This window comes from Bradyrhizobium sp. MI1.3 (assembly GCF_055811695.1).
The window spans coordinates 222800-247608 of sequence record NZ_JBVVPQ010000001.1; the positions used below are offsets into that span (position 1 = coordinate 222800).

A 24809-nucleotide genomic window follows, 5' to 3' on the forward strand; every position below is an offset into this window, starting at 1 on the left:
TCCCGTTACCATGCCTGTGCGAGACGGCCAATGGCCGGCTTCGCCGCCCCGATCGCCGCGTCCTTCCAGCCGGTGCGTCCCACGCGCTGACCCTGCCGGCGCAGCTTGCGCATGTCGCTCAATCCCTCGATGTTGACGGCGGGTCCGGCCCCGATGGTTTCGACCGGTCGCGGCGTCAGCAGCGCATCGAGCCGCGCCTTGCCGGAGAGACCGAGCAGGTAGAACGTCCCCCCGTCCTTCTTCGCGAGCCAGGTCTCGATGTTCTCGTTGCCCTCGCCGTCGACGGAGATGTTGCGGATCATGCTGGCGCCGGTGAAGTCGTTGCAGCAGGTGTGGGTCGGCCCGTAATTGGTGACGGTCGCGGAGACGCCGCCGGTGTAGAACACCACATAGGTGTTGCTGACATTGGCGTTCCCAACCTGGCTCATCGTGAACACGCCACCCGGCTGGTAGAGCTGGAGCGACGGCCAGTTGGACGGCGCCGGCGTACGGTTGTTGAGCAGCACCTGCTGGGTTGCCGTCGTCAGCATGAGCTGACCCGGGACATAGCCGTTCAGGATCGCCACGGCGTGGGCGTCGGTCCAGAAGTTCGCATCCACCACCCTGAACTGGTTGATGATGATGCCGTCCGGATCGATCGAGACGTTGGCCGAGGTCGCGGTGCCGCCGTTGTAGCCGGTCACGTTCATGATCAGCGGGACCTGCGGCGTCGAGCGGATCTGCTCGCCATTGACCTTGATCGTATCCGCCGCAAGGTCGAGCTCCCTCACCACGCTGACGAAACCGATCGTCAGGTCACCCGGCGAGGACAGCTTGACCGTGTTGCCCCTGATCCGGTCGAGCGAGACCGAGCCCGCCGAAGCGAAGTGCGTGTCGCCGTTGGCGAAGATCGATCCGCCCCGGATCGAACCGGCATCGGAGCGCAGGTCGATATCGCCGGCATCACCCGGGATACCCGCCGTGGTGAGCTGGTTGAAGACGATGTCGTTGACGGCATGCAGGGTCTGTGTGCCGCCGCTGATCGCGGTGCCGAGAGTGATTCCCCCGACAGTCGCGGTGACGTCGAGCGTGCCGCCGGCCGTGAGATTATCCCAACGAACGACAGTGCCGCTCAAGACAGCGCTGCCGGTCGTGGCCGTGAGGTTATGACCGGTGTTGGTGCCCGCCGCGATCAGCCTGGCCGAGCCGTTGGCGGAGACCGAGCCGAGCGTCGTCACACCGCCCGACATCACCGTCTGCGCCAGGATGAAGCCGTTGTCCGCATCGACGTTGATGCTGCCGGCGTCGCCGTTGATACCGGTGGACGTGAGCGCGTTGAAGCTGACGTTGTCGTGGGCGCGGATGGTCTGTGTGCCGCCGCTCTGCGCGGTCTTGAAGCCGATGCTGCCCTGGCCCGCGGTCGCGTCGAGCGTCGTGCCGACGTTGAGAACGTTCCAGTTGATCGCGCCGCCGGCGGTCAGCAGGCCCGCTCCGGTGGCGGCGGCGAGCGTGTTGCCGGTGATGGTCGAGGTTGCGACCAGCGTCGCCCCGCCATGGGCGGAGACCGAGCCGAGCGTCGTCACGCCGCCCGACATCACCGTCTGCGCCAGGATGAAGCCGTTGTCTGCATTGACGTTGATGCTGCCGGCATCGCCGCTGTAGCCGGTGGACGTGAGCGCGTCGAAGCTGACGTTGTCGTGGGCGTGGATGGTCTGTGTGCCGCCGCTCTGCGCGATCTTGAAGCCTATGCTGCCTTGGCCCGCGGTCGCGTTGAGCGTCGTGCCGACGTTGAGGACGTTCCAGTTGATCGGCCCGCCGGCGCTCAACAGGCCCGCTCCGGTGCTGGCGGCGAGCGTGTTGCCGGTGATGGTCGAGGCTGCAACCAGTGTCGCCCCGCCATGGGCCGAAACCGAGCCGAGCGTCGTCACGCCGCCCGACATCACCGTCTGCGCCAGGATGAAGCCGTTGTCGGCCGTGACGTTGATGTTACCGACATCACCGCTGTAGCCGGTCGTAACCAGCGACTTGAACGTCACGTTCTGGCTGGCGTGGACCGTTTGCGAGCCGCTGCTGTCGGCCGTGCCGATGACAATGCTGCCATTGTTCGCGACGGCGCTGAAGCTGCCGCTCGCACCCGTGGCCGTGCCCGCCAGTACTTGGTCGAGCGTCAAGCCGCCTGAACCAACCAGATCCACGCCACCCTTCACTGCGGACAACAGGCTTGCCTCGGTGTCGGTGAGAGCCTTCAGGTAGATGCCACCGGCGCTCGTGCTCGCCGAAAGCCGAGCCGCGCTGAGGATGAGGCGGGCCGCCGCACTGCCGATGCCGTTCGATGCGTCTAGCGAGACTTCTGCCCCTGAGCCGGACGCCACGATCTTCGTTTGACCGTCGCCGTTGTCGATGATCGCTCCGGGCGAAGCGACGCCGCCGGCGGTAACGACGATCGACGGCGCGTTCGAGGCCGCCGCATAGGACAGCGACGAGTTGAGCTGGCCGATCGTCGCGTTGCCCGTGGTGATCACTGAGATCACGCCGGCCGCGTTGATGGCCGAATAGGCGCCCATCGACAGTGAGGCGGAAGCCAGCGTCACCCCGTCCGAGGAGCTGCTGGCCACCACCGGCGCCGCGCTGGTGCCATCGGCGAAAGTCACAGCGCCGTTTGCGAGCAGCTGCATCAGGCCAACGCTGGTGACATCGGCATTGATGCTGATCGCGCCGTGCGGCACGTTCAGCGTCAGTGTCCCGCCCGCAGTCAGCGCGCCGTAGGTGCCGGTCGCACCCACCGCGAGATCGTGCGCCACGACCAGGATGCTGAGGTCGCCGACCGCGGAGCCTGTGAGCGCGCCGGAGAGCTGCACCTGAAGCGGCTGGAACGTCGCGCCGTCGAAGCTGATATCGCCGCCGGCGCGCAGATCGAGATCCGTGCCGACGATATGCACCGCCGTGCGATCGGCGAAGTTGGTTCCAGCCTCGGCATAGATGCTGCCTGTCGCGGCCAACTGGATGGCGCCGGTCGCTGAGACGTTGCCGAGGACCAGGTCGCCGGTGGTCTGCTTCACATAGACGCCCAGTCCGGACGACACCTGATCAAGATGATCGCTGGTCGGGCTCGCGAAGGCGATCTGGATCGCGTTCGCGTTGGCCGCCGGGTCGGCTCCGGCCGCGCCAGCGCTGCCGATGTTGCCGTGCTCGGCGATCAGGGAGAGGTTGGGAATGTCGCCGGAGATCACAGGAACCCCGCTCACGCCCGCGGAGATGCTGCCCACCGCATCGAGCTTGACGTCACCCCTGCCGGTCACCTGGATGCCGCCGGCCTGCGCGGCAGCGATCGGACCGTAACTCGCGGCCGCAATGCCGCCGAGCACGAGGCTGTTCTTGCTGCCGAGATAGACCTCCGACAGCGCCTTGGCGGTGACCGCGGTTGGATTGTCCAGAATGACGAGGCTCTGTTGCGACAGCGTGACGTTGTAGGTCACGACGCCGGTCGTCGAGTCGGTCGAGGAGTTGACGACGAGCTGTCCGGGACCGGCCGAGGCGAGCAGTCCCTTCTGGGCGGACGTCAGCGACGAGGCATTGACACTCGTGAACGTGAACGTCTGAGGCGCCGCGAGCTGGCCGACCGAACCGTTCGGTGTGTACAGCATGACCTGGCTGGCCTTGATGTTGGCCGCGACATCCTCGCTGATCGGCGGTGGCGGTGCACCGACCGCTGAGGAAGAGACGGTGTAGGCGAGCTGGCTCTGAGTCCATTGCGAGCCCGCTGTGATCATCCCGTAGAGCTTTTCGGTCGGAGCGAGCGTATAGGCATAGTTCGAACTGTAGGTCGCAAGCGCCGTCTGCAGGGCCGTGTTGGTCGGCATAAGCTGATGGCCAGTTGCCACGCCGTCGAACAATCTGGTGAACAGGTTCGACGAGAGCGTGCTGCCGAACAGCGTCGCCAGAGGGTCAGAGGGCGCGGTGCCGAGCAATGTGGTCAGCGAGGCCTTGACCTGAACCGTGTCGATCATGCCGAGCAGGAACTGGTCCTTCAGCAAGCGCGTCGTGGCCTCATTCTGCATGTCCGTCGTCGAGACCGCGGAAGGATCGATGCCGAGCTTGGCGGCTACCTGCGCCCGCAGCACGGTCAGGCCCACCGAGGTCGGGCTATAGGTGTTGCCGTTCGCGAAGGCGACGTTCTTGAGCTGGAAGTAGTCGTTGTAGGCCGCCGTGACCATGGTCTGGTAACTGTTGACGGCTGCGGTCGCGCCGTTGCCGCTGAGGAGGTCCAGGCTGGTCCAGACATCCGCCAGATGCGCGCTCTGCTCGGCCGTGAGGCCGCCGGACGACAGGCCGTTCAATATCCTGGCTTGCGCCCCATCGGAGGCCGCGGCCTCGAGGAACACCGGGCCGCTCTTCGACTCGACCGTGCCGAGCCGCAGATCGCCCTTGGACTGCACGATGTAGGTTCCGGTCGTCGAATAGCTGTTGAGCATGCCGCCATCGACGCTGCCGTCGACCAGCGTCGTGCCGGTCGCCTGGATCACGAGCGGATTGATGTTGGTGAGGACGGTCGCGCCGTTGCTGACGCCGGTCACCGCGCCAATCGCACCGCCGGTGGACCTGATCTCGATGTTCTTGCCGACGACGACAGGGTTGGCGACGCTGTAGGCGGACGCCGAGTTGATGTCGCCGGTCGCCGAGATGAAGACGCTGCCCTGCGGCGCGTCGCCGGCCACGGTCGAGTTCACCTTGACCTGGTTGATCGACAGCGAGCCCACGGCCGCGATCGCAATATCGTGGTCGATCGAATTGGCGGTGAGGCTGCCGCCATAGACCTGCACGGAGACCGGCGCCCCGCCGGCACCGATGCTGCCGATGCCGCCCGCCGCCGACAGCGACACACTGGTGCCCGATATCACCGGGTTGTTGGCGTTCGCGCCGACCGTGATGGCCGAACTGGCGCCCGTGGCCACGACCGAGGTCGCACCCTGAAGGTTGTTGATGGGGCCGTTGATGACGATGCCGGAGTTCGACGTGACCGCGACCGTGCTGGCGCCGCCGCCGTTGAACTGGATGTTGATGGGGTTCGATGCCTTGACGGTGTTGGTCAGCGTCAGCGTCAGGTGATCGAAGATCTCCTGGAACCAATCGTACTGTCCATCCGCGCCGCAGCACTTGTCGGAATGGGTGTTGCCGCCGCCGCCGTGAGCCGAACCGGTCGCGGTGACGACCTCCTGGTAATTCGTGCTCTGCAATTGTCCCGTGGTGGCGCCGTTGGCGACCTGCTGCACGTCCGAGACCAGGCTGGTGGTGCGGACGAAGGAGCTACCGCTGTTGGGATCCCGCGAGGTGTATTGCCAGCCATAGTCGAACTGCGTGCTCGTCGTCGAACGATCCAGCCGCGCGGTGTCGACCCACTGGTAGTACATGTTGGCTTGCGGCGCGTACTGCAGGCCGGCCGTGCCGCTTGTCGCGGCAAGCATCGAGCCGTCGTACTGGCTCGCATTGACGCTGTTGGTTCGATACGTCGACACCTGCTGGCCGCCCGGGGCGGCAGGATCGTAGACGTACCACGTCGTCTGCGCCTTGAGCTGATCGACGATCTCGATCACGCTGGCTGCGCTGACGCCGGTATTGATCGTGTTGGTGACGAGTTGAAGGCCGGTGGTGTTGTTCACCGTGATCGTGCCGGCGCCCCCGTTGACGATGATGTTGCCCTGCGGCGTGCCGTCGGTCGAGGTCGAGATGATCTTGCCGTTCAGGTAGACGTAGCCGCCGGACCCCTGCACCACGCCGTTCAGGAGGATCTGGTCGGTGGCGGCATTGTACCTCGCGCCGACCTGGACGTCGCTGCCACTTACCTTCGACAGATACTGCGTCAAATCCACATAGCTGCCGTGCTGCGCGTTGGTCTGGGCCTGGGCAAAGGCCGAGCTGTCGGCCTTCAGAGCGTTGATGGCGTTCAGCGCGCCGGTGCCGATATTGACCGAATAGTTGCTGCTCGAGCCGCTTTGGATGGTGCCGTTGATGTTGAGAACCGATGCCGACAGGATGATCGCCTTGCCGATGATGAAGGGCGCGTTCGCCGGCGGGTTGGTCGCCGTGTTCGCCGTCTTCGGCGTGATCACATCGGGCTGGATGTTGATGACCTGGAAGTAGGCGGAGCAATGCGAGCAGTTGAACGGGCTGGAGCCGCTATAGACGCCCTGGCCGTCATAGGTGCTTGCCTCCCATGGGGCGGTGCTGATGGTCTGCCTGGTCGGCCCCTCGATCGTCGCGAGCGTTGACGCGTCGGGAGTGCTGCCGGCATGTTCGTTGCCGTTGCCCGGCGCACCCGAACCCATCGGCAGGAAGATCGCCGAATAGAGCGAAAGGCCGTCGTAATAGAGATCCAGCAGCCGCGCCGTAAAGACAGTGCTGTTGCTCGCCGTACCGGCGACGCCCGCGCTGCCGGAGGCGCAGCAATAATAGGAATACGGGTGATTGCCGCCGGAAGCGATATGCACGCCGCTGTCGTAGGCGCCATAGGCACCGAGATAGGTCGCCGCCGCCATCACCGCCGTCAGCGTGTCGTTGTCAGCCGGCTTGTACTCGGTATTGGCCCATTGCGAGGCCACGTCGTGGTTGGAGCTGAAGATGCTGCCGACGCCGCCATTGAAGGTGAAGGAGCCGTTCGGCACCACCATCTGGATTGTCGCAGCATCGAACGTCTGCGATGCGACGACGTTGCCGAGATTGTTGGTGATCTTGAGCAGGCCGTTCTCGTTGGTGACGACGCCGTCGAAGTAGATGTCGGGCGTGCGCGTCAGGGTGTTGCCGTTCTGGTCGACACCGAGACCCGTGTTGGGATCCTTGCGGTTATAGACCGCCGAGATGTCGATGATCGGCGTCGCGCTGTTGTTCGACGTGAAAGTCACGTTCGACGACGACCCCGGGTCGACCTGCGGGTGCGTGACCAGCCCCCCCGTCACGTTGGTGATCGTGAGGTTCGACAGCGCTACGAAATCGAGGCCCTGGTTTTCAATCTTGATCATGGGCGAAGAGCGCGCGATCACCGATGGTGCGGCAAGACCTGCGCCACCTGCCCCGGACAGCCTCTGCGCCAGGATCGAAACGTTGCCGGCCGACACCATTATATCGCCGAACGCGAAGGCGTTGCCGGATGCATTGGCAGCGAACGGCGCCTGCTGGATCAGGGTATTGATCTGGCGCTGGATCTCGCCGGTCGGATCGGTGCCGCCAAACGTGATCGAGGGCTGCGTGGCGGAAAGCGCCGTCTGGACCTGCGTCGACGTCAGGCCACTCAGAGATGCGAGTTGAGCGACGATCGTCTGGTAAGGATTGAAGCCGCCCACGATGGTGTACTGGATCGTCTGGTGGTTCCAGCTCATCACCCGATTGAAATGATCGACGTCGGAGACGTATTCGAGCGAGAGCGGATCGTAGGGGCTCGTCGTAGACAGGGTCGGCGTGCTCGCGCCAAGCGCGATCGTGATCGTCTCGTCATTGTGGATGCCGGCCACCACGAGGCCGTTGAGCGCGACATTGCCGGTCCCGCCGCTGTTGTCGTTGCTGTGGTTGTCGCTGTTCTTGGCGCTGAAGATCTCCAGGTAGGGATTGTAGTTGCTACCGAGGCCGGAGGCCGTGACCTGGCCCGGCGTCGCGGTGAGCGAGATGTCGTTGGCGCCGAGCACCTTCGAGCCGATGGCAAGCGTCAGGCTGGTGTCGTCGTCGGCGTTGGCGGTGCCGCGATAGAGGCCCGAGATGGCAACGACCGTGTTGTTGTAGACCACCGTCGTCGCGTTCGCGGCCACGCTGCTGTAGACGCTGCCGTCGCCGGCCAGGCCTGCGGCGATGTTGATCTTGCCCCAGGCCTCCACTGTCGAGCTGCTGCCGACATTGACGTTCTGCGTTGCATGCACCCATGCGTTCGTGCTGGCACCGACTCCGCCGACCGCACCATAGAGGCTGGCGTTGGCGTAATTGTTTGCCGCCATCCGCGACGCCGAGCCGACATAGATGTTGCCGGCGCTGAACAGCTCTCTGGCCTGGATGTTGACCGTGAGCGTGGCGTTTGCCGTCATGTCGGATTCGGCGCCGCCGCCGGCGAACAGGCCCGCGGCGCTCAAATTGACCGTGTCGGTCGTGCTCAGCGTGTTGTAGGCCTCGATGTTGATTGCGCCCGTCGTCGTTCTCGGATCGGCATTAAGGCTCAGGATCGTACCGGCGTCGATGTTGGTCGTGACGGTCTGCGTGACCCTGGACTTGCTGAGCGCCGCCGCGCCGGCAAACACGCCGCCGGAACCAGACCGCGCCCCGCCACCAGCCTGGTTGACTACGTCGTTGGCGATCACAACCATATCGCCGCCGGCCGAGTTGACGATCAGATGCGTGCCGATTTCAGCGGTGGTCGCCGACGTGACATCGTTCTGCGCGCTGCCACCGGAGGCGCCCGCCGTAGAGGCCTGATAGGCATCACCGCTGCCGGCATAATTCGTCGTATGTTTGGCCTTGATGTTGAGGCCGCCGAAATAAAGCGTGTTGTCCGTCGCCTCGCCATAGAGCATGGCGTCGGTGACCGCGGTGGTGGCCGTCGTCGCAACCGCTGCTGCGCCGGCATAGGTGCCGCCCGCACCGACGAGCGCGCTGGCGACGTTGGTATCCGTGCCCGTGGCGGTGATCTGGAGAACGCCCGTGTTGGACGCGGCGGTGACCGCGCCGGCCCCGAGATAGGCGTAGGTGTGGGCGCTCGAGGAGACCTGTGCGACGGTCGCGCCAATGGCGAGGAACCCGGTCGAGAGGCCAGTCGACTCGGCGTACTGGCTGCTGTCGTTCTCTGCGGCAATGACCACGTCGGCATTGGGAAGATGGATCCCGATGCCGCCATACGCACTCACCGTCGCGTTCTCGGACGCCCTGGCATAGCTGCCCTGGGCACCGATCAACGAGCCGCCGCCGCCCGCGAGCGACCAGGCGTAAGTCGTCGTGCCGCCGGTCGGCACCAGCGCCATGGCGGTCACACCGAGCGCACCGCCCGAGAAGGTGGTGTTGTCGCCGACATCGGCCGTGACGGTGGCCGTCACCATCGATTCCGCGACGGACACGCCGATGGCGCCGCCGCCGACCGCGACACCGATCGCCTTGCTCGAAAGCTTGGGCGTGATCGATGCCGACACCAGCGTGCCGGCGCCCGTCGCCGACGTGGTGATCGATGAGCTGGAACCGATCTCTGCCAGGACCGTCGAATTTTCCTTCGCTGTCGCAACTGCGCCGTCACCGGCGACGATACCGCCGGCGACCGCAGTCGCGGAAGCGGACATTGCGCCGGCCTCGGCGGCGCCAACCGCAAGGGTCGAGCTGTTCACCGTCGCGCTCGACAGCACCTTTGCCGCGACTGAACTGGACCGTCCCGTGGTCGCGATCGACACCCCGATGGCTGCAAGGCCGCCGGTGCCGCCGCCCGCGGTCACGCTCTGAGTCGAGCTGTCCATCGCCATCACGGCGACGCCAGTCGCGCCGGTGCCGCCCGTTCCGGTCACGGAGCCGCCGAGTTGGGCCGTGACGGTATTGGCGACGTTGCCGACCGCCACGGCCGCATCCGCGCCGAAATAGAGCGCTGCACCGCCGGCGATCGCCTCGCTGTCGACGGTCTTGCCCGAATAAGGTCCGGTATCGGCGTCCTTGACCCGCGCCGCAACCGTGACGGACGGCGCGGAGACGATCGCGCTCAGATTGGCGAGGACGCTGCTGTCGACGCTGGTGTAACCGATGCCGGCGCCGATGCCGACGTTCTTGGCAAAGCCCGCGCCGAGCAGGAACATCTTGGTCGCGTTGGCGCTGGTGGCGGCGACGTTGACCTGCGTGCCGGTCACATTGCCGCCCGCGATCTGGGCGGTGACGCCGTCATTGCCGCCGGTCAGGACGGTGCCGACGTCGTAGGTCGAGGTTGCGTTGGCGTTGCTCGGATTGCCCGAGGTGCCGCCCGCGACCGCGTCGCTGCCGTGCGAGGAATTGGTGCCCGCGTTCACTGATGCGAGGGTGCCGTTGTTGCCCTGATTGAGCTGGCCGGTCTGCTCGCCCTGCGTATCCGGATCGGCGGTGTTGGTGCCGATGATGATGACGCCGACGGTCGCACCGATGCCGACGCTGCCGCCGATGCCGGCGGTGACCGCGTAGGACAGGACCTCCTTGGTGCTGAGCGCGCCGACGTTGATCGCGCCGGACGAATTGAGGTCGCTGTTGCGGCTTTCCGCAATGGTCTGGCTCTTGAAGACGATCACGTTCGCCGCCGCGCCCACGCCGACGCCGGACCCGCTGGCGGCAATCGAAAGCGCGCCGGCGATCTCCTTGATCGCCACGTCCTCGGTGGCGTTGATCGTGACCGCGCCAGCCGAACCGCCAGTGGGGGACTGCAGCGTGGTGTCGTAGACGCCGGCGATGGTGGTGTTGTTGGCAATCTCGATGTTGGCCATGCCGGCGATTGCCGCCGTGCCGGTCGAGAGTGCCCCGCCAATCGAATAGGCCTGGAAGCGGTTCTTCGTCGTTGCCTCGACGTCGAGCGCGCCGCTCAGATTGACCGCAGTCGTGTGTGCCGCGCCGTTGCCCTGATAGTGGAACTCGTCGCCGACATAGGCTTCGGTCCGGTTCGCCGAGACCTGAACCAGGAACGCCGCCCCGATCGCGGCCTGGCTGCCATAGGCGCCCGAGCCGTTCGCCGACGCGATACCTGTGGCGTCGTAGGCGTTGACCGTGAGCGACGACGCCGTGAGGGAGCCGCCGTCGACATAGGCCTCGGTAGTTGCGACGAAGACGTTCAGCCCGACCGAGCCGGTGCCGAAACCGACCGCGATCGATGATGCGTCCTGCTCGGCATTGGCCTTCACGGTGACGGCGCCCACCGTTGCGCTCGCCGACTGCACGCCACCAACGGTCGCATTGGTGATATAGGCCTCGGTGTCGCGCGACATCGTCGTGCTGAGAATGGTCGCACCGCCGCCCCCGCTCCCGGTTGGCGGCACCACGCCGGCGCCGAACGCGCCCGAATAGGAGAAGCTGCTGGCGGCCACATCGATCTGCGGGTCCAGCGTCGAACTTGCCAGCCGCGTGTCGATCGCCGCGCCGTCGATATAGGCCCTGGTGGATCCGCTCATCACATTGGTGATCGGATTGATCATGATGGAGATGCCCGATCCCGCGGACAGGGTGGCGACGTTGGTGACGACGGCCTGGTGCGAGCTGGCGACGACGGCGAGGCCGCGCACACTCTCCTGGGTCTCGCTCAGATCGGGCGTGGTGTCGGTGGGCGCGCTGAAGCCGCCGAGATCGATCGCGTGCGCGAGCGTGCCGCTGTTGACGGAAAGCACGTCGCTCGTGCTGGTTCCGCGCGCATCCACTTTGGTTGTCGTCCCGCTGATATAGGCCGCGGTGGTGCCGGTGATCTTGTTCGTGACCATCGAGCCCGCGCCGCCTGCCGCGCCCTTGCTGATGGACACGGCGCCGGCGAAAACGCCCGCTTTGTCATTATTGCCAGCAATCACGGCAACGTTGTCGTTCGCAGTGATGTCGGCTCCGCCGGCGATGCTGGCGGTGACGTTGGTTCCCATCAGATTGGTGGCGACCGAACCGGCAAGGCCGATCTGCGAGGAAATCGCAATACCGACGGCAACCGTCGAGATATCGGCATTCGAGTTCGCGTTGACGACGACATTGCCGGAGGCGGTCAGCTTGGAGCCGGTGACGCCGGCACTGACATTGTTGGCGATGCTGCTGTAGACGAGGGCCAGGCCCGCGGCGCTGCCTTGCGTCGAGGCGCCAGCGACGGCGGCGGCGCCGGTGATGCTGGAATTGTCGGTCGCGGTGACGGAGATGTTGGAGGCCGTCACGGTCGATTGCGTCGTGTCGGACTGGTTGTTGCCGATTGCCGCCGAAACATTATTGGCGATCGAGCTGATTGTCATGCCGCCGACGCCGGCAAACTGACCGGTCGCCAGGCCGAAGCCAATCGTGACCGACTGGATCTTCGTGGTGTCGACCGCATTCACACTAACGCTGCCGATCGTCGACATCCGGACGTTGGCGATATAGGCCGAATGCGTCGTCGCGATGGTATCGTACACCATGGAGGCGCCGACATTGTTCTTGCCGGCCTGGATAATGCCCGCAACGGAGATGATGCTGGCGCCCGGACCGTTCGCCGTGCCGTCGTTGAGCGCCGCCGCGCCAAAATCTATGCAATTCGCCGTGCCGTTGCCGGCGGCGGCCGTGCACGTGTCCGACGCGAGATGATTGTTGTTCGACTTCTTGACGAGATTCCCGAGCGCCGTATCGAGGTCCGACACAGCGCCGCTGTCCGCCAGCACCGTCACGCGCCCGACGTTGATGTTCACCGTCGAGTTGCTGCTGATATAGGCCGTGGTCGTGGACGTGATTTCGTCGACGACGATGGAACCCGACAGGCCGTTCGACCCTGCCCCGGCCGACGCGGCACCGGCCGCGATGATGCTGGCATTGTCGGCGAGCACCAGAAGCGAGTCGTAATTGCTGATCGACGTGGACTTGATGTGCGCGTCGGTCGCGTTGCCGCCGGAGGGATCGCCGATCGAAGCATACGTCATGGCGACGCCGAAGCCGCCCTGTCCGCCGGAAATATAGAGCGAACCGCCGCCGACCGCGATGTTGCTGGTCTGGTAAGCATCGACCTCGAGAGCCCGCAGGACGCCTGTGCTTCCGCCGGCGATCGTCGAATTTTCGATATAGGCCTGCGCACTGTCGGTGATCATGCCGACGGACAGCGCGATCGAGGCGGCGTTGGACCGCGTTGACGCGGCAAGGCCGATCGCCACGACGGTTTCCGATCCGCCGTTCAATGCCTGCACGGTCACGGACTGCTGGTTGTTGACCGTGGAGTTGGAGATGAACGCTTTGGTCACATTGTTCGAGATCGCCGCGGCGATGGTGCCGTCGACGGCCACGCTCGTCGAGCCGGCGCTGCCTCCCAGATTGGCGGCGGCGCCGCCCGAGCCGTTGTTGAGAATGGTGTCGTTGAGCGCCTGGACCAACAAGGTGGCCGTTGGGCTCGGCGAGTAGCGGTTGATCGTGACGCCGGTGATCGAGGCGGTCGTGCCAAGGCTCACATCGCTGATGGAGGAGCTGCCGGCAAGATCGATCGTGAAGCCGCTGCTGGAGGCGCCCGACGACGAGCCAACCTTGGCCAGCGCGGTTGAAATCCCGCCCGCTCCGCCGGTCGCGGCTGCGCCGACGGCACCGGCCTTGGTGCCGAAGTCCGAAACCGAAGGTTCCGAGATCGCAGCCGCAATCGACGCCGCGGTGATCCGGCCCGCCGTCGTCGCGGAAATCGCCAGATGGTCGGCCGTGACCGACCCGTTACCGCTGCCAGTTCCCGAGAACGGATCGTCCGAACTGAACGGGCCCGGGCGGATGTCGCTGTGATTGTCACCGACATAGGCGGCGGTGTCGGTGGTCGCGCCGAGATAGGCGACGGCGAGGCCGACGGCGGAGTTGCCGCCGGCTGACACCGCGCCGGCAACCGACAGCATCGACAGATCCTGCTGGGCGAGCACATTCACCGTCGGAGCCGACACCGTCGCGCCGATGCCTATCGAGGCATGCGTCGTGTTGTTCACGAGCGCGATGGACGTGATGCCGTTCAGCGCCAGGGCGCCGGCCGCCTTCCCGGATGTCGGCGCAACGCCGAAGAACTGGTCGGTGGTCGATGCCGTGATGGAGACGTTGTCGGTCGCGCCGAGCGAAGCGCCGGACGCCACGCCGGCGATGGTATTGTTCCAGAACTGGACCAGATTGAGCGCGCCGCCCAGCGACGAGCCACCCGAGGTGTTGCCGGGAAGGAAGCCGAGCGTGCCGACATTGCCCGCAGCGTCGATCGAGGCCGAATAGGCCGTCGCCGCGATGGCGAGCGTCGCGTCGAAGGCCTGCGTCGCCCCGCTGTCCAGCGCAGCCGTCCACGCGCCGCTGCCGCAACTCGCAACCGTGCAGGTCGACGTCAGGCTGGCACCGGTCGCGGCCCAGGCCGTGGTGTTGTTGTGAACCATGAAATTGTTCAACGACCCTGCGATGCCGACGGTGTCGCCGGCGTCCGCGGTCGAGTTGGCGTAGCTGGTCAAGATGCTGCCGCCGACGCCGAGATTGCCGTTGAGATGCCTCAGCACATCCGTCAGCGAGGCCCATTGCAACCAGGTGTTGGTGATCGGCATATAGGTGTTTGCCGAGACGCCGATCTCCGGCGCATTGATCAGGGTCCCGCCGCCGATATAGGCGTTCGAATTGTGCGTGAAATCGCCCCACGCGACCGCTGCGGCAACGGCCGTCGACTGACCATCGACCGGGCTCGAGCTGATCGCCGAGGCCGTCGCAATGCTGCGCACGCCCACGTCGATCACGTTGCTGATGACGGCGACGTTGCCCGACGTATAGATCGACGGCGCGCCGCCGCTCGGATTCTGCGCAATCGCCGCCGTCGCGCTCTCCGTGCTGCGCGCGATGGTCAAGGCCGCCGCCGCCTTCAGGTTCAGATCCGCGGTGAAAAGCGTGCTGAACTGCTGGGAGAACAGGTTGGGATTCATCGTGCCCACGACCAGGGCACCCTGGAGTCCGGCGATCAAAGCCGGCGTACCTGTGATGGTCGAGGACATCGTCGAATTCGACGTCGTGTTCGAGGTCGCCTCGACCGTCACCGAGCCGTTCATCCGGTTCGACGTGCTGGACCCCAGCGACGACCCGAGGGTCGCGGTCGCCGAGGTGTTGACGTTGCTGATCGCGACGGCACCGCCGACGCCGCCGTTCAGGGCCGGATTATCCAGCCCCACGGAGGTCGCGGACGTCGAGAAGCTGTTGTTATTCAGCGCGCGCAGCGCGAATCCACCGGTCGATCCGCTCGCGGTGCCGACGCTCAGGTGGGCGCCGGTCGCGACGTTTGCCGTGGTCGTCACCGACGCCGTCGAATAGGCCACCGTCGCCACGAGAACCGCGCTCGAGGTCAGCGATACGGCCGTGACGTTCATCGTGGCATCGTTGGTGGCCTTGATGCCGAGGCTACCACCTGCGCTGATCGTCGCATTGCTTGCTACGTTGGTGGTGACGTTGCCGGCGATGTTCCCGACCACGACCGCAGCGCCGACCGGCGATACGCCGAGGAGCGACGAGGCGATAACGGGATCCTCGGCCCTCTCCGACCCGTACGCGCTGATCGAGACGTTGCCGCTGCCGGAGATATTGGCATGGCCGTTGATGTTCACGGTCGCGGTTGCGCTCGCCGCGACATAGCCTCCGTTGAGGCCCAGGATCATGCCAGGGACCGACTCGCCGACAAGCGCGAAGGTCGAAGCGAGTGAGCTCGTGAAGCTCGCCACCGCCGTGGAGCTCGCGCTAATCGAGATCGCGCCGCCGGTGATCGTGCCGTCAACGGTGACGCCCGTGGTCGCATGGGCGTGGCCAGACATCAGGGTCTGGCTCGCCGTGGCTGCAAGCGTGACACTGCCGCTGGTGTAGGTCGTTCCACCAGTATTGATCGCCTGGGCGAGGATCTGCGCTCCGTTGACGATGCTGATGGTCGGCGCGTTGATTTCGACGTTGATGGCGTTGCCGACGGAATGAGTCTTGGTGGCGTCGAGGTTGCGGGCATCGATCACCGCATGCGCGGCCAGCGTGACCGAATTGTCGGCCTGAACCAGATAGGTGCCACCAGCGCTGAGCGCCGCGATGGCGTTGGCGACGGACGTGTTCCCGAGGGTTACGCCGACGTCGCCCTGGCTGGCGTCGCCGATCACCACATCGGTCGGGTCGATCAGCAGCGTCCCGGCCCGGCCGTTGGGGGCGGCGAGATTGATCGTAACGCCGCTGCCGACGTCGATGACGCCGTTTCCGCTCAGCTCGACCAGGCCCGCATTGCCGGTTTTCGAGCTGGCATTGATCTTCGCGCCGCTCTTCACGGTCACGTCGTTGCCGGCCTTGACAAGGACGCCGCCGGCATCCGCAGTCCTGCTCGCCGTGCTCAACCGCGCATTCTTGCCGAGTTCGGCTTGGTTGCCGGCCACGACGGTGATGTTGCTCGGCGTCGTGGTCTTGCTGCGCGCGGTCAGCCGTCCGTTCACGCTGGCGTTGTTGACGGCGCCGATGTGAATGGAGCCATTGCGCACGGAAATCGCGGCGGCGCTGCGCAGCCCCTTGGAATTGACCGAGGCTGCGAACTTCGCGGCGTGATCGAGATTGGCAATGTCGCGCTGGCTGGCACCACCGACAAGGACGTTCTGCCCGGTCAGGCGCACGCCGTCGATGGCATTGACCCGGCCGTAGATCCGGATGTTGCCGTCCGGCGAGACCGGGAACGACCCCGCCATCAGATTGGCGACGGCCGAACCGTTGATCTGCCCCTGCACGCCGATCAGACTGTCGGTGAACTCGCGCGTCGGCGTCGAGACGTTGAGGCTGCCGACATTGACCGTGCCGCTGCGGCCGACCACGAAGCCCTTGGGATCGGCGAAATAGACGTTACCGCCGATCGCGCCGTTCATGTAGGAGTTCAGCGTGCCGTTGACGTAGACCGGAGCGTCGCGAACGATGTTGACGAGATTTTGCGTACCGGTCGGCAGTTGCAGATTGACGGTGTTGCCCTTCCCGACACTGAACTGCGAGAACGAGTTGAAGGCACTGGTGCCGGAGACGGTCGACGTCGTGACGTTGGTGACGCTGCCGGACGTCTGAAGGCTGGTCCCGGTGCGGCCGTCCGGCGTGATCACGTTCGCCGGCTGCGCCTGCAGGCGAACGCTGAACACCGGCAGGAAGACCATCTGCATCGCGCAGAGCAGTGACATCGAACGGAAGCGCGCAAGCCCCCGCAGCGTCAGCTCGTCATTGTCTCGCCTTGCAGATGGTCGGCGCATTTCAGATCCTCTTCATCGGCACTGGGGCCGATCCACAACCGGGTGGGAGAATGTCGTGGCAGCGCGGCATCAGAACTGGCCGGGCGGCAGCTTGAAGATGTCGGGGCTCTTGGCGTCGGCCACGTAGAACAGCAGCAGGCTGGTCGGCGTCAGCACTCGCTGGTTGTTGTCCTTGTTCTCGAACGTGCCCTGGAGAAGCAGGATGACCGAGCGATCCTTGGCGTCACTGCCGCGGAACATCACGATGCCGCCGTTGACGGGCATGTTGACCGCGATGGAGTCGGGCTTGAAGCCCTCGCTGAGGAAATGGGCGCGCAGGATGTTGGCGTTGGAGAACAGCTTCTCCGGCGTGATCGTCGCGTCGGTGCCTTTCGACCAGACCGCGCCGACCTGGATCAGAGATTTGGACTTGTAGCCGAACACGTAGGAAAGCTCGGCGGTGCCGCCGTTCGGCAGCAGTTCGGGCGCCGAATAGAGCAGACTGTGCGTCAGCTCGGACGCATTGTCCTGCGCCCTGACGGCGTCGGGCTTTGCGCCGAAGTCCTTGGCTATCGCCGCGCGCACGTCGGCCTCGTTCATTCCGAACTTGGCGGAGCGGAAGCCGTCGATCGCCTTGGAATCGGTCGCCTTGGACTTGTCGTCCGGGGCCGCTGTCTCGGCCGCGGCTGCCGACGTCGCGCCGGCGGCGACCGGCGTACCGGCTGCTGCGGGAGCTGCACCGGCGGCTTTCGGTGCCGGCGCAGCTTTTTGCTTCGGTACGGCGCCCTGGGCCGCAAGGGGTCCCGCTGCAACGGTGGTGAGCAGGCCGACGAGGGCCGGAACGAGATAGATTTTGCGCATCGAAAACCTTCGAAAAAATATGAAACAACGCTTCAAAAATCGGCAGCTACGAAATCGGCCTCCCCGAACCGTCATCACGACCGAGACGGAAAATGTTGCAACGCCGCGGTGCGTTACAAGGTGTCACGGAGGAGGCAAGGTTCGAAACAGCGACTCTTTGGCGGCGTAGGAATACGGTATCGGGCCGCCAAACGCTGCGAATGAGCAGTCACAAACGCATTTTTTCATCAATTGTGGATGCCGGCCGTTCGCGCTAAGCATCGGGTTGGGGCAAGCCATCATGCAAAGACATCCATGACCGAACGGCCTTCCGCTCTCGCGGTCGATCGCCGCGGGTTCATTCGCCTTGCGGGCACAACCGCCGCGGGGTGGCTGGCGCTCGGCGCAGCATCTGATCGCGTGCGGGTCGTGGCATCGCTGACGGCGTTGCCGCTCGACGACGAACTGACCAGAAGGAGCATGATCGACAGCCCGACCTCCCGCTTGGGTGGCCTCATCGTGGGCTTGAGGCAGCGAGGCTGGGTCGAAGGGGTCAATTTCCGCCTTGAGCTCCGTTCGACCTTCGGCGCGCCGGATAGACTGAAAACCGCAGTTCAGGAATTGCTGGCGCTCAAGCCGGATGTGATCCTGACCGGCTCGACGGTCGAAACCGCGGCCGTCCTGGAAGCCACGAAAACCATCCCGATCGTGTTCGCGACCGCCAACGATCCCGTCGGCAACGGCTTCGTCGAAAGCCTCGCCCACCCCGGCGGCAACGTGACCGGCTTCACCAACAGCAGCGCCGAGATGGGTGGCAAATGGCTTCAGCTCATCCGGGAGGCCGTGCCGGATCTTGCGCGCGTCGGGATCCTGTACAACCCGGCGACCACGCCTCGCGGCGGCCGCTTCTTCCTCGATTCCATCGAGCAAGAGGCAGCACTGTCCGGCGTGTCCGTGGTCCCCGCCCCCGTCAGCGCGCCATCGGAGATCGACGAAGCCGTCAGGCCCTTTTCCGAAGCGCCCAAGGCGGCGATGATTGCGCTGGTCGACAGCTTCCTGGTGGTCCACCGGCAGGCTGCGGTGGCCGCGGCGGCCAAATATCGCGTGCCCACGATTTACCCGTTCTACTATTTCATGGATGCGGGCGGGCTGATGAGCTACGGGCCGACGCTCGAAGTGCGCTCGGCTGACTATGTCGATCTCATCCTGCGCGGCACCAAGGCCGGCGATCTGCCGGTGCAGTCGCCGCGGAAATACGAGCTCCTGATCAACCGCAAGGTCGCCCGCACGCTGGATTTGACGATCCCATTCACGCTGCTCGCGCGCGCCGACGAGATCCGCGAGTGAACGAGACGGTCGACCAGGGAGATTTGCGGCCACCTCCCGGCCGGCTGTTCCGCAAATATCTCTACTCGATCGTCGCACTCGCTTTTGCTGCGCTCGCCATCAACACCGGCTTCGACGTCTGGTTCTCCTATCGCGAGCAGAAACAGCTACTCGCGGCGACCCAGCGCGAGCAGGCGGCAAGCGCCGCCATCCAGATCGGCCAGTTCATTGGCCAGATCGAAAACCAGATCAGATGGCTCTCGCGCCTGCCCCCGGAGCTGTCCACGAACGAGGACCAGCGTCTGAACGCCATCCGCCTCCTGCGCCTCTCGCCCGCGATTGCGGAAATCGCCGAGCTCGACGCCCAAGGCCGCGAGCAGGTGCGCGTGTCGCGCCGTGTCGCGGACAGGATCGGCAGCAAGGCCGACCTCTCCGCTTCGCAGGCCTTCCGCGGCGCCAATGAAAGCCGCGCCTATTACGGGCCGGTCTACTTCCTCGGCGACACCGAGCCGTTCATGACGCTCGCCACGCGCGGAACGGGCCTCACGCCGGATGTGATTGTCGCCGAGGTCAATCTTCGCTTCATCTGGGACCTCGTCGCCGGGATCAGAGTCGGCAACACCGGCAAGGCCTATGTGGTCGATCGGATGGGGTTGTTGATCGCGCATCCCGATTTGTGGCCGGCATTGCGTCGCAGCGATCTCTCCGGCCATGCCGACGTGCGCGCCGCGCTCGATGGCGTCGGGCCGCCCGCCGGCGGCCTGGTCAAGGAAGATCCGTCCGGTCAACGCGTGCTGTCGACCTACGCGACGGTCCCCTCGCTGGGCTGGCTGGTGTTCGTCGAGCTGCCGCTCACCGAAGCCTACGCGCCGATCTATGCGTCGATCGGACGCTCGACTTTTCTCCTGGTCATCCTGCTGGCATGTGCGGTGCTGGTCTCTCTGTTTCTAAGCCGGCGCATGACCGTGCCGATCCAGATCCTGACGCAAGGCGCGCGGCGGATCGGCAGTGGCGACCTCGGCCTGCGGCTCGCGATCAAGACTGGTGACGAGCTGGAGGCGCTGGGCGATCAGTTCAACCGGATGGCCGCTCACTTGCGCGAATCCTATGCGACGCTCGAGCGCAAGGTGATCGAGCGCACCTCCGAACTGGAAAAGACCCGCGACCAGGCCCTTGCCGAGCACGATGCCGCCGAGCGCGCGCGCAGCGCGGCGGTCGCGGCCAACGAGACCAAATCGCGCTTTCTCGCGGTCGTCAGCCACGAGCTGCGCACGCCGCTGAACGGCGTCATGGGCGTGCTGCAAACGCTCGACGACGGCAGCCTCGGCGAAGCGCAGCGGCGCCACCTCACGACCGCGGCCGCGTCGGGCGAAACGCTGATCGCGCTGGTCGACGGCATCCTCGAATATGCGCGCTTGGAGGCCAGCGCCGAGACTCTGGAGACCCGCGATTTCCGCCTCGACCAGCTCATCGAAACGGCCGCCGATCTGATGCGTCCGCAGGCCTTCGGCAAGGGCCTGACCTTCGATCTCGCCTGCGATGCGACGGTCAATACCTCCGTGCATGGCGATCCGGTGCGGCTCAATCGCATTCTGCTCAATCTGATCGGCAACGCGATCAAGTTCACCCCGCGCGGCGGCATCGGCTTGAGCGCAACGGCCGACGGACATGACGATCATGTCCTGCTGCGCATCACCGTTCGCGATACCGGCATTGGCATCGCGCCCGACATGCACGAGCGGATTTTCGAGGATTTCGTCCAGGCCGACGACAGCATCGCGCGGCGGTTCGGCGGTACCGGGCTCGGACTGGCGATCGCGCGGCGCCTCACCCGCCTGATGCGCGGCGAGTTGACGGTAGCGAGCACGCCGGGTGCGGGCAGCTCGTTCATGCTTGAGGTCCCGCTTGGCTGCGCCGCGAGCGGCATCGCGCAAGGCGCGGACCAGCCGCCATCGCGGCAGCTCCGCGTGCTGCTGGTCGACGACGACCCCGTCAATTGCGAGGTCGGCGAAGCGATGTTGAAGAGGCTCGGCCACCACGCCACCATTGCCACGAACGGCGCGTCGGCCATCGCACTCGCCCGCGATCACGCGTTCGATATCATCCTGATGGATCTGCACATGCCCGACATGGACGGCGTCGAGGCGGCATCGCGAATCCGAAAGCTCGGTCTGCCGACCATGCCGCGCATCATCGCGGTAACCGCCGACATGTCGCGCCGCGCCCGCGAGCGGCTTGCAGACGCAGGCATTGCCAGAATCGTCAGCAAACCGATCCTGATCAATGCGCTGCGCGAGGCGATCGAGGACGATGCCCAGAACCAGCCAGCCGCGGCGCAACTCGCCGCAGGCGCATTGATCGACCGGCATTTCCTCGCCGACCAGAAGGAGCTGCTGGGCGCGGCACAGATCGCAAAACTCCATCATTTGTTGCGGGAGACCAGCGAGAAGTTGATCACGGACATTATCGAAGCCGCCGCGGCCGGCGATCGCAAGCAGCTCGCGCGGTCCACGCACCAGCTCGGCAGCGCCGCCGGCGCGCTCGGCCTGGTCCGCCTGTTCGAGCGCTGCAGCGAGGTCGAGCAAGCAGCAGCCTCGATGTCCTCGCCCGAATCCCAGAGCGCCGCACGCGAGCTCGCCGCGATTCGAAACGCTTCGATGAGTACGCTGGATGAATTGCTCTGGCCTGCCGAAGATCGTACGGTCAACTAGACGATCCCCCCGGTAATGACGATGCACGAAATAAAACTCGACGGCAGCAGCTGGAAAACTGTTCAGGACTTTCGACTGGCGCTTAAGATTGCGATAGGGGCGCCGGAATGGCATGGCGACATTATGGGAGCTTTTCTAGACTCGATTTTTGGAGGCGGGATGAACGCCCTCAAACCTCCCTATGTAATCAAAGTCGTGAACACGGCCAAATTGGTGCCCGAAGTCAAGGAGATGGTCCACGACTTTTCATCTGCGATTGCGAGGACACGAGCGCGTAGGCTTGCGCGCGTTGGCGAGGATGTCGCGGTTCGGTTCGAGATCGAAAACTAGGGAAAATCTGGTCGTGCGCTCATAGCCCTGCGCCCCGTTAGCGGGTTCGCACACCCGCTTCGTCATCCCGGCCAAACCGCTCCACCAGGAAATCGATGAACAGCCGCACCTTCACCGACAGATGCCGGGTCGGCGGATAGACCGCATAGAGCGCGAGCGGCGGCGCGGAATACTCGTCCAGCACCGTTCGCAGTTCGCCCTTTCGCAAAGCATCCGCGGCGATGAACTCCGGGAGCAGCGCGAGCCCCCTGCCCTTGATCGCGACATCGCGCAGCACTTCGGCATTGTTGACGCAGAGCGACCAGGCCGGCTGGATCCAGTGATCGCCGTCGATGCCGGTGAGCTTCCACTGATTGCCCGTGAGCAGGAAGCCGTAGGTCAGCGAGGCGTGCCCGCGCAGATCCTGCGGATGTTTTGGGGTGCCGTGACGCGCGAGATAATCGGGTGAAGCGCAGATCATGCGCGCCACCGGCATGATTTTTCGCGCGATCAAGCTCGACGATTCCAATTCCGCGATGCGCAAGGTCACGTCAAAACCGTCCTGGACGGGATCGAGCAGATCGTCGCTGAGCACGAGCTGGAGCTGCAGCTCCGGATACCGCGCCATGAAATCGGCAAGCACCGGCCCGAGCCGCAGGGTGCCGAACGACATCGGCGCGTTGACGCGTAACAGGCCGCGCGGCGCCGACTGGGCTTGCGTCACGGCCTGGTCGGCCGCCTCGATCTCCGAGAGAATCACAACCGCGCGCTCGAAATAGCGCTGGCCGTTCTGGGTCGGGCTCGCATGGCGCGTGGTCCGGTTCAGGAGCTGCACGCCGAGGCTTTCTTCGAGGTCGGCGATGTATTTGCTGATCGCCGAGCGCGACAGCCGTAACTGCCGGCCCGCCTCGGCAAAACTGCCGCTTTCGACCACCTTTACGAAGGCCCGGAGGCTGGCGACCTTATCCATCGGCTGGCGCCAGCGATTGTTTCCAGATCGTAGACATTGACGTCATATTTGCATGGATTGTCTCCAATCCAAAGCGGAACGATATTTCCGGTCGGAGCAAGACCGCTCCCCGAATTCAGGAGGACGACGATGTCTGGACTGCACCATGTGACCGCGATCGCGGGCGACCCCATCAGGAACTTCGGCTTTTACACCCGTGATCTCGGCCTGCGCTTCGTCAAGAAGACGGTCAATTTCGACGATCCCGGCACCTATCATTTCTATTATGGCGACGAGACCGGCCGCCCCGGCACCATCCTGACCTTCTTTCCCTGGGCCGGCGTGCCGGCCGGGCGCCGCGGCGTCGGCGAGACGCACCAGACCGCCTTCCGCGTGCCGCAAAGCTCGCTCGGCTATTGGACGCAGCGCTTCGTCGAGAAGGGCATCGCTTACGAGGCGCTGGAGAAGCGCTTTGGCGAATCCGTGCTGCCGTTCACGGACCCCGATGGCATGGCACTCGCGCTCGTGGGCATTCCCGGTGCCGAGAGCGAGCCCGGCTGGAGCAATGGCGACGTCCCCGCCGAGCATGCGATCCGCGGCTTCCACGGCGTGACCTTGCTGCTCGACAGCGCGGCAAAGACGGCGGCCGTCCTCACCGACGTGTTCGGCTTCAAGGAGACGGCGCGCGAAGGCTCGGTGATCCGCTTCAAGGCGCCGGGCGACGTCGAAGGCAGCGTCGTCGACATCTACGAGGCCAAGGGCTTTTTGCGCGGGCACCAAGGTGGCGGCTCCGTGCATCACATCGCCTTCCGCGCGGCCGACGATGCCGAGCAGGGCAAGATGGCGCAAAGGCTCGTGAGCAATCACGGCCTGCATCCGACCGAGCAGAGGGACCGCAACTACTTCCGCTCCATCTACTTCCGCGAGCCTGGCGGCGTGCTGTTCGAGATCGCGACCGATATCCCCGGCTTCGCCGTCGACGAGCCCGTCGCGACGCTGGGACGCGACCTGAAGCTGCCGAGCTTCCTCGAAGCGCAGCGCAAGCAGATCGAGGGTGTTCTGCCCAATTTGGAAGAGAGGGTGTCGTGACCGAGAATTCATTCGTCCATCGCTTCGAGCCCGCGACCGGCGCGGGCTCCCCTCCGCTCCTGCTGCTGCACGGCACCGGTGGCGACGAGAACGATCTGCTCGGGCTTGGCAAGATGATCTCGCCCGGCTCGGCCCTGCTCTCGCCGCGCGGCCGCGTGCTGGAGCACGGCATGCCGCGCTTCTTCCTCCGTCTTGCCGAAGGCGTGTTCGACGAGGACGACGTGCGCCGCCGCGCGCACGAACTCGGCGATTTCGTCAGCGAGGCGCGGCAGCGCTACGGCATCGCCGTGCCGATCGCGGTCGGCTTCTCCAACGGCGCCAACATCGCAACCGCGCTGTTGCTGCTGGAGCCGGATGTGCTGGCAGGCGCGATCCTGCTCCGCGCCATGGTGCCGCTGTCGGATCCGCCGAAGGCCGAGCTCGGCGGCAAGCCCGTCCTGCTTCTGTCAGGGCAGGCTGATCCGATCGTTCCGGCGAACAATTCGGCGAAGCTTGCCTCGCTGTTGTCGGAAGCCGGAGCGCGGGTCGAACACAAGGTGTTGCCGGCCGGCCATCAATTGTCGCAAGCGGATGTGACGCTCGCCCGCGACTGGATCGGCACATTCGCCGTCGAAATCGCCTGATCCCGAAGAGGGGGGGGGGGCCGGGGGGGCGGGCGGGGGCCGGGTTGATTGATGCACCCCCCCCCCCGGCGACCAAAAAAACCCACCCCCCCCCCCGCCAAAATATGTT

Annotated in this window: 8 protein-coding genes; 5 read left to right on the forward strand and 3 right to left on the reverse strand. The window is 65.4% G+C overall.

All coding sequences use genetic code 11. From position 1 onward, the window contains the following. Nucleotides 1-5 precede the first annotated feature (5 nt). Nucleotides 6-16874 (reverse strand): leukotoxin LktA family filamentous adhesin, encoded by a 16869-nt coding sequence (locus AC0L3A_RS00995; RefSeq protein ID WP_473253397.1) that lies wholly within the window; start codon nucleotides 16872-16874, stop codon nucleotides 6-8. Between the two features lie 69 nt (nucleotides 16875-16943). Beyond that, complete coding sequence (locus AC0L3A_RS01000; protein ID WP_473253398.1) at nucleotides 16944-17714, reverse strand: hypothetical protein; 771 nt, start codon at nucleotides 17712-17714, stop codon at nucleotides 16944-16946. Nucleotides 17715-18008: 294 nt separating this feature from the next. On the opposite strand from AC0L3A_RS01000, the gene AC0L3A_RS01005 reads away from it, so the two are divergent. The 3 genes from AC0L3A_RS01005 to AC0L3A_RS01015 are packed head-to-tail and all read left to right on the forward strand — an operon-like array spanning nucleotide 18009 to nucleotide 22060. Next, the gene (locus AC0L3A_RS01005) at nucleotides 18009-19040 is read left to right on the forward strand and encodes an ABC transporter substrate-binding protein (RefSeq protein WP_473253400.1); all 1032 of its coding nucleotides are present in this window, start codon (nucleotides 18009-18011) and stop codon (nucleotides 19038-19040) included. Continuing rightward, nucleotides 19037-21730, forward strand: a complete 2694-nt coding sequence (locus tag AC0L3A_RS01010) for a hybrid sensor histidine kinase/response regulator (protein WP_473253401.1) — start codon at nucleotides 19037-19039, stop codon at nucleotides 21728-21730. The genes AC0L3A_RS01005 and AC0L3A_RS01010 overlap by 4 nt, the downstream gene beginning before the upstream one ends. Before the next feature lie 15 nt (nucleotides 21731-21745). Further along, entirely contained in the window at nucleotides 21746-22060 is a 315-nt protein-coding gene (locus AC0L3A_RS01015) for a barstar family protein (protein ID WP_473253402.1), read from the forward strand. A 37-nt stretch (nucleotides 22061-22097) separates the two neighbouring features. Here AC0L3A_RS01015 and AC0L3A_RS01020 read toward each other — a convergent pair whose 3' ends face one another. Then, the gene (locus AC0L3A_RS01020; RefSeq protein WP_473253403.1) at nucleotides 22098-23009 is read right to left on the reverse strand and encodes a LysR family transcriptional regulator; all 912 of its coding nucleotides are present in this window, start codon (nucleotides 23007-23009) and stop codon (nucleotides 22098-22100) included. 129 nt (nucleotides 23010-23138) lie between these two features. Between AC0L3A_RS01020 and AC0L3A_RS01025 the strand changes: the two genes are divergently transcribed. Beyond that, nucleotides 23139-24077 (forward strand): ring-cleaving dioxygenase, encoded by a 939-nt coding sequence (locus AC0L3A_RS01025; RefSeq protein WP_007593189.1) that lies wholly within the window; start codon nucleotides 23139-23141, stop codon nucleotides 24075-24077. Beyond that, entirely contained in the window at nucleotides 24074-24700 is a 627-nt protein-coding gene (locus AC0L3A_RS01030) for an alpha/beta hydrolase (RefSeq protein WP_473253404.1), read from the forward strand. The genes AC0L3A_RS01025 and AC0L3A_RS01030 overlap by 4 nt, the downstream gene beginning before the upstream one ends. Nucleotides 24701-24809: the final 109 nt, after the last annotated feature.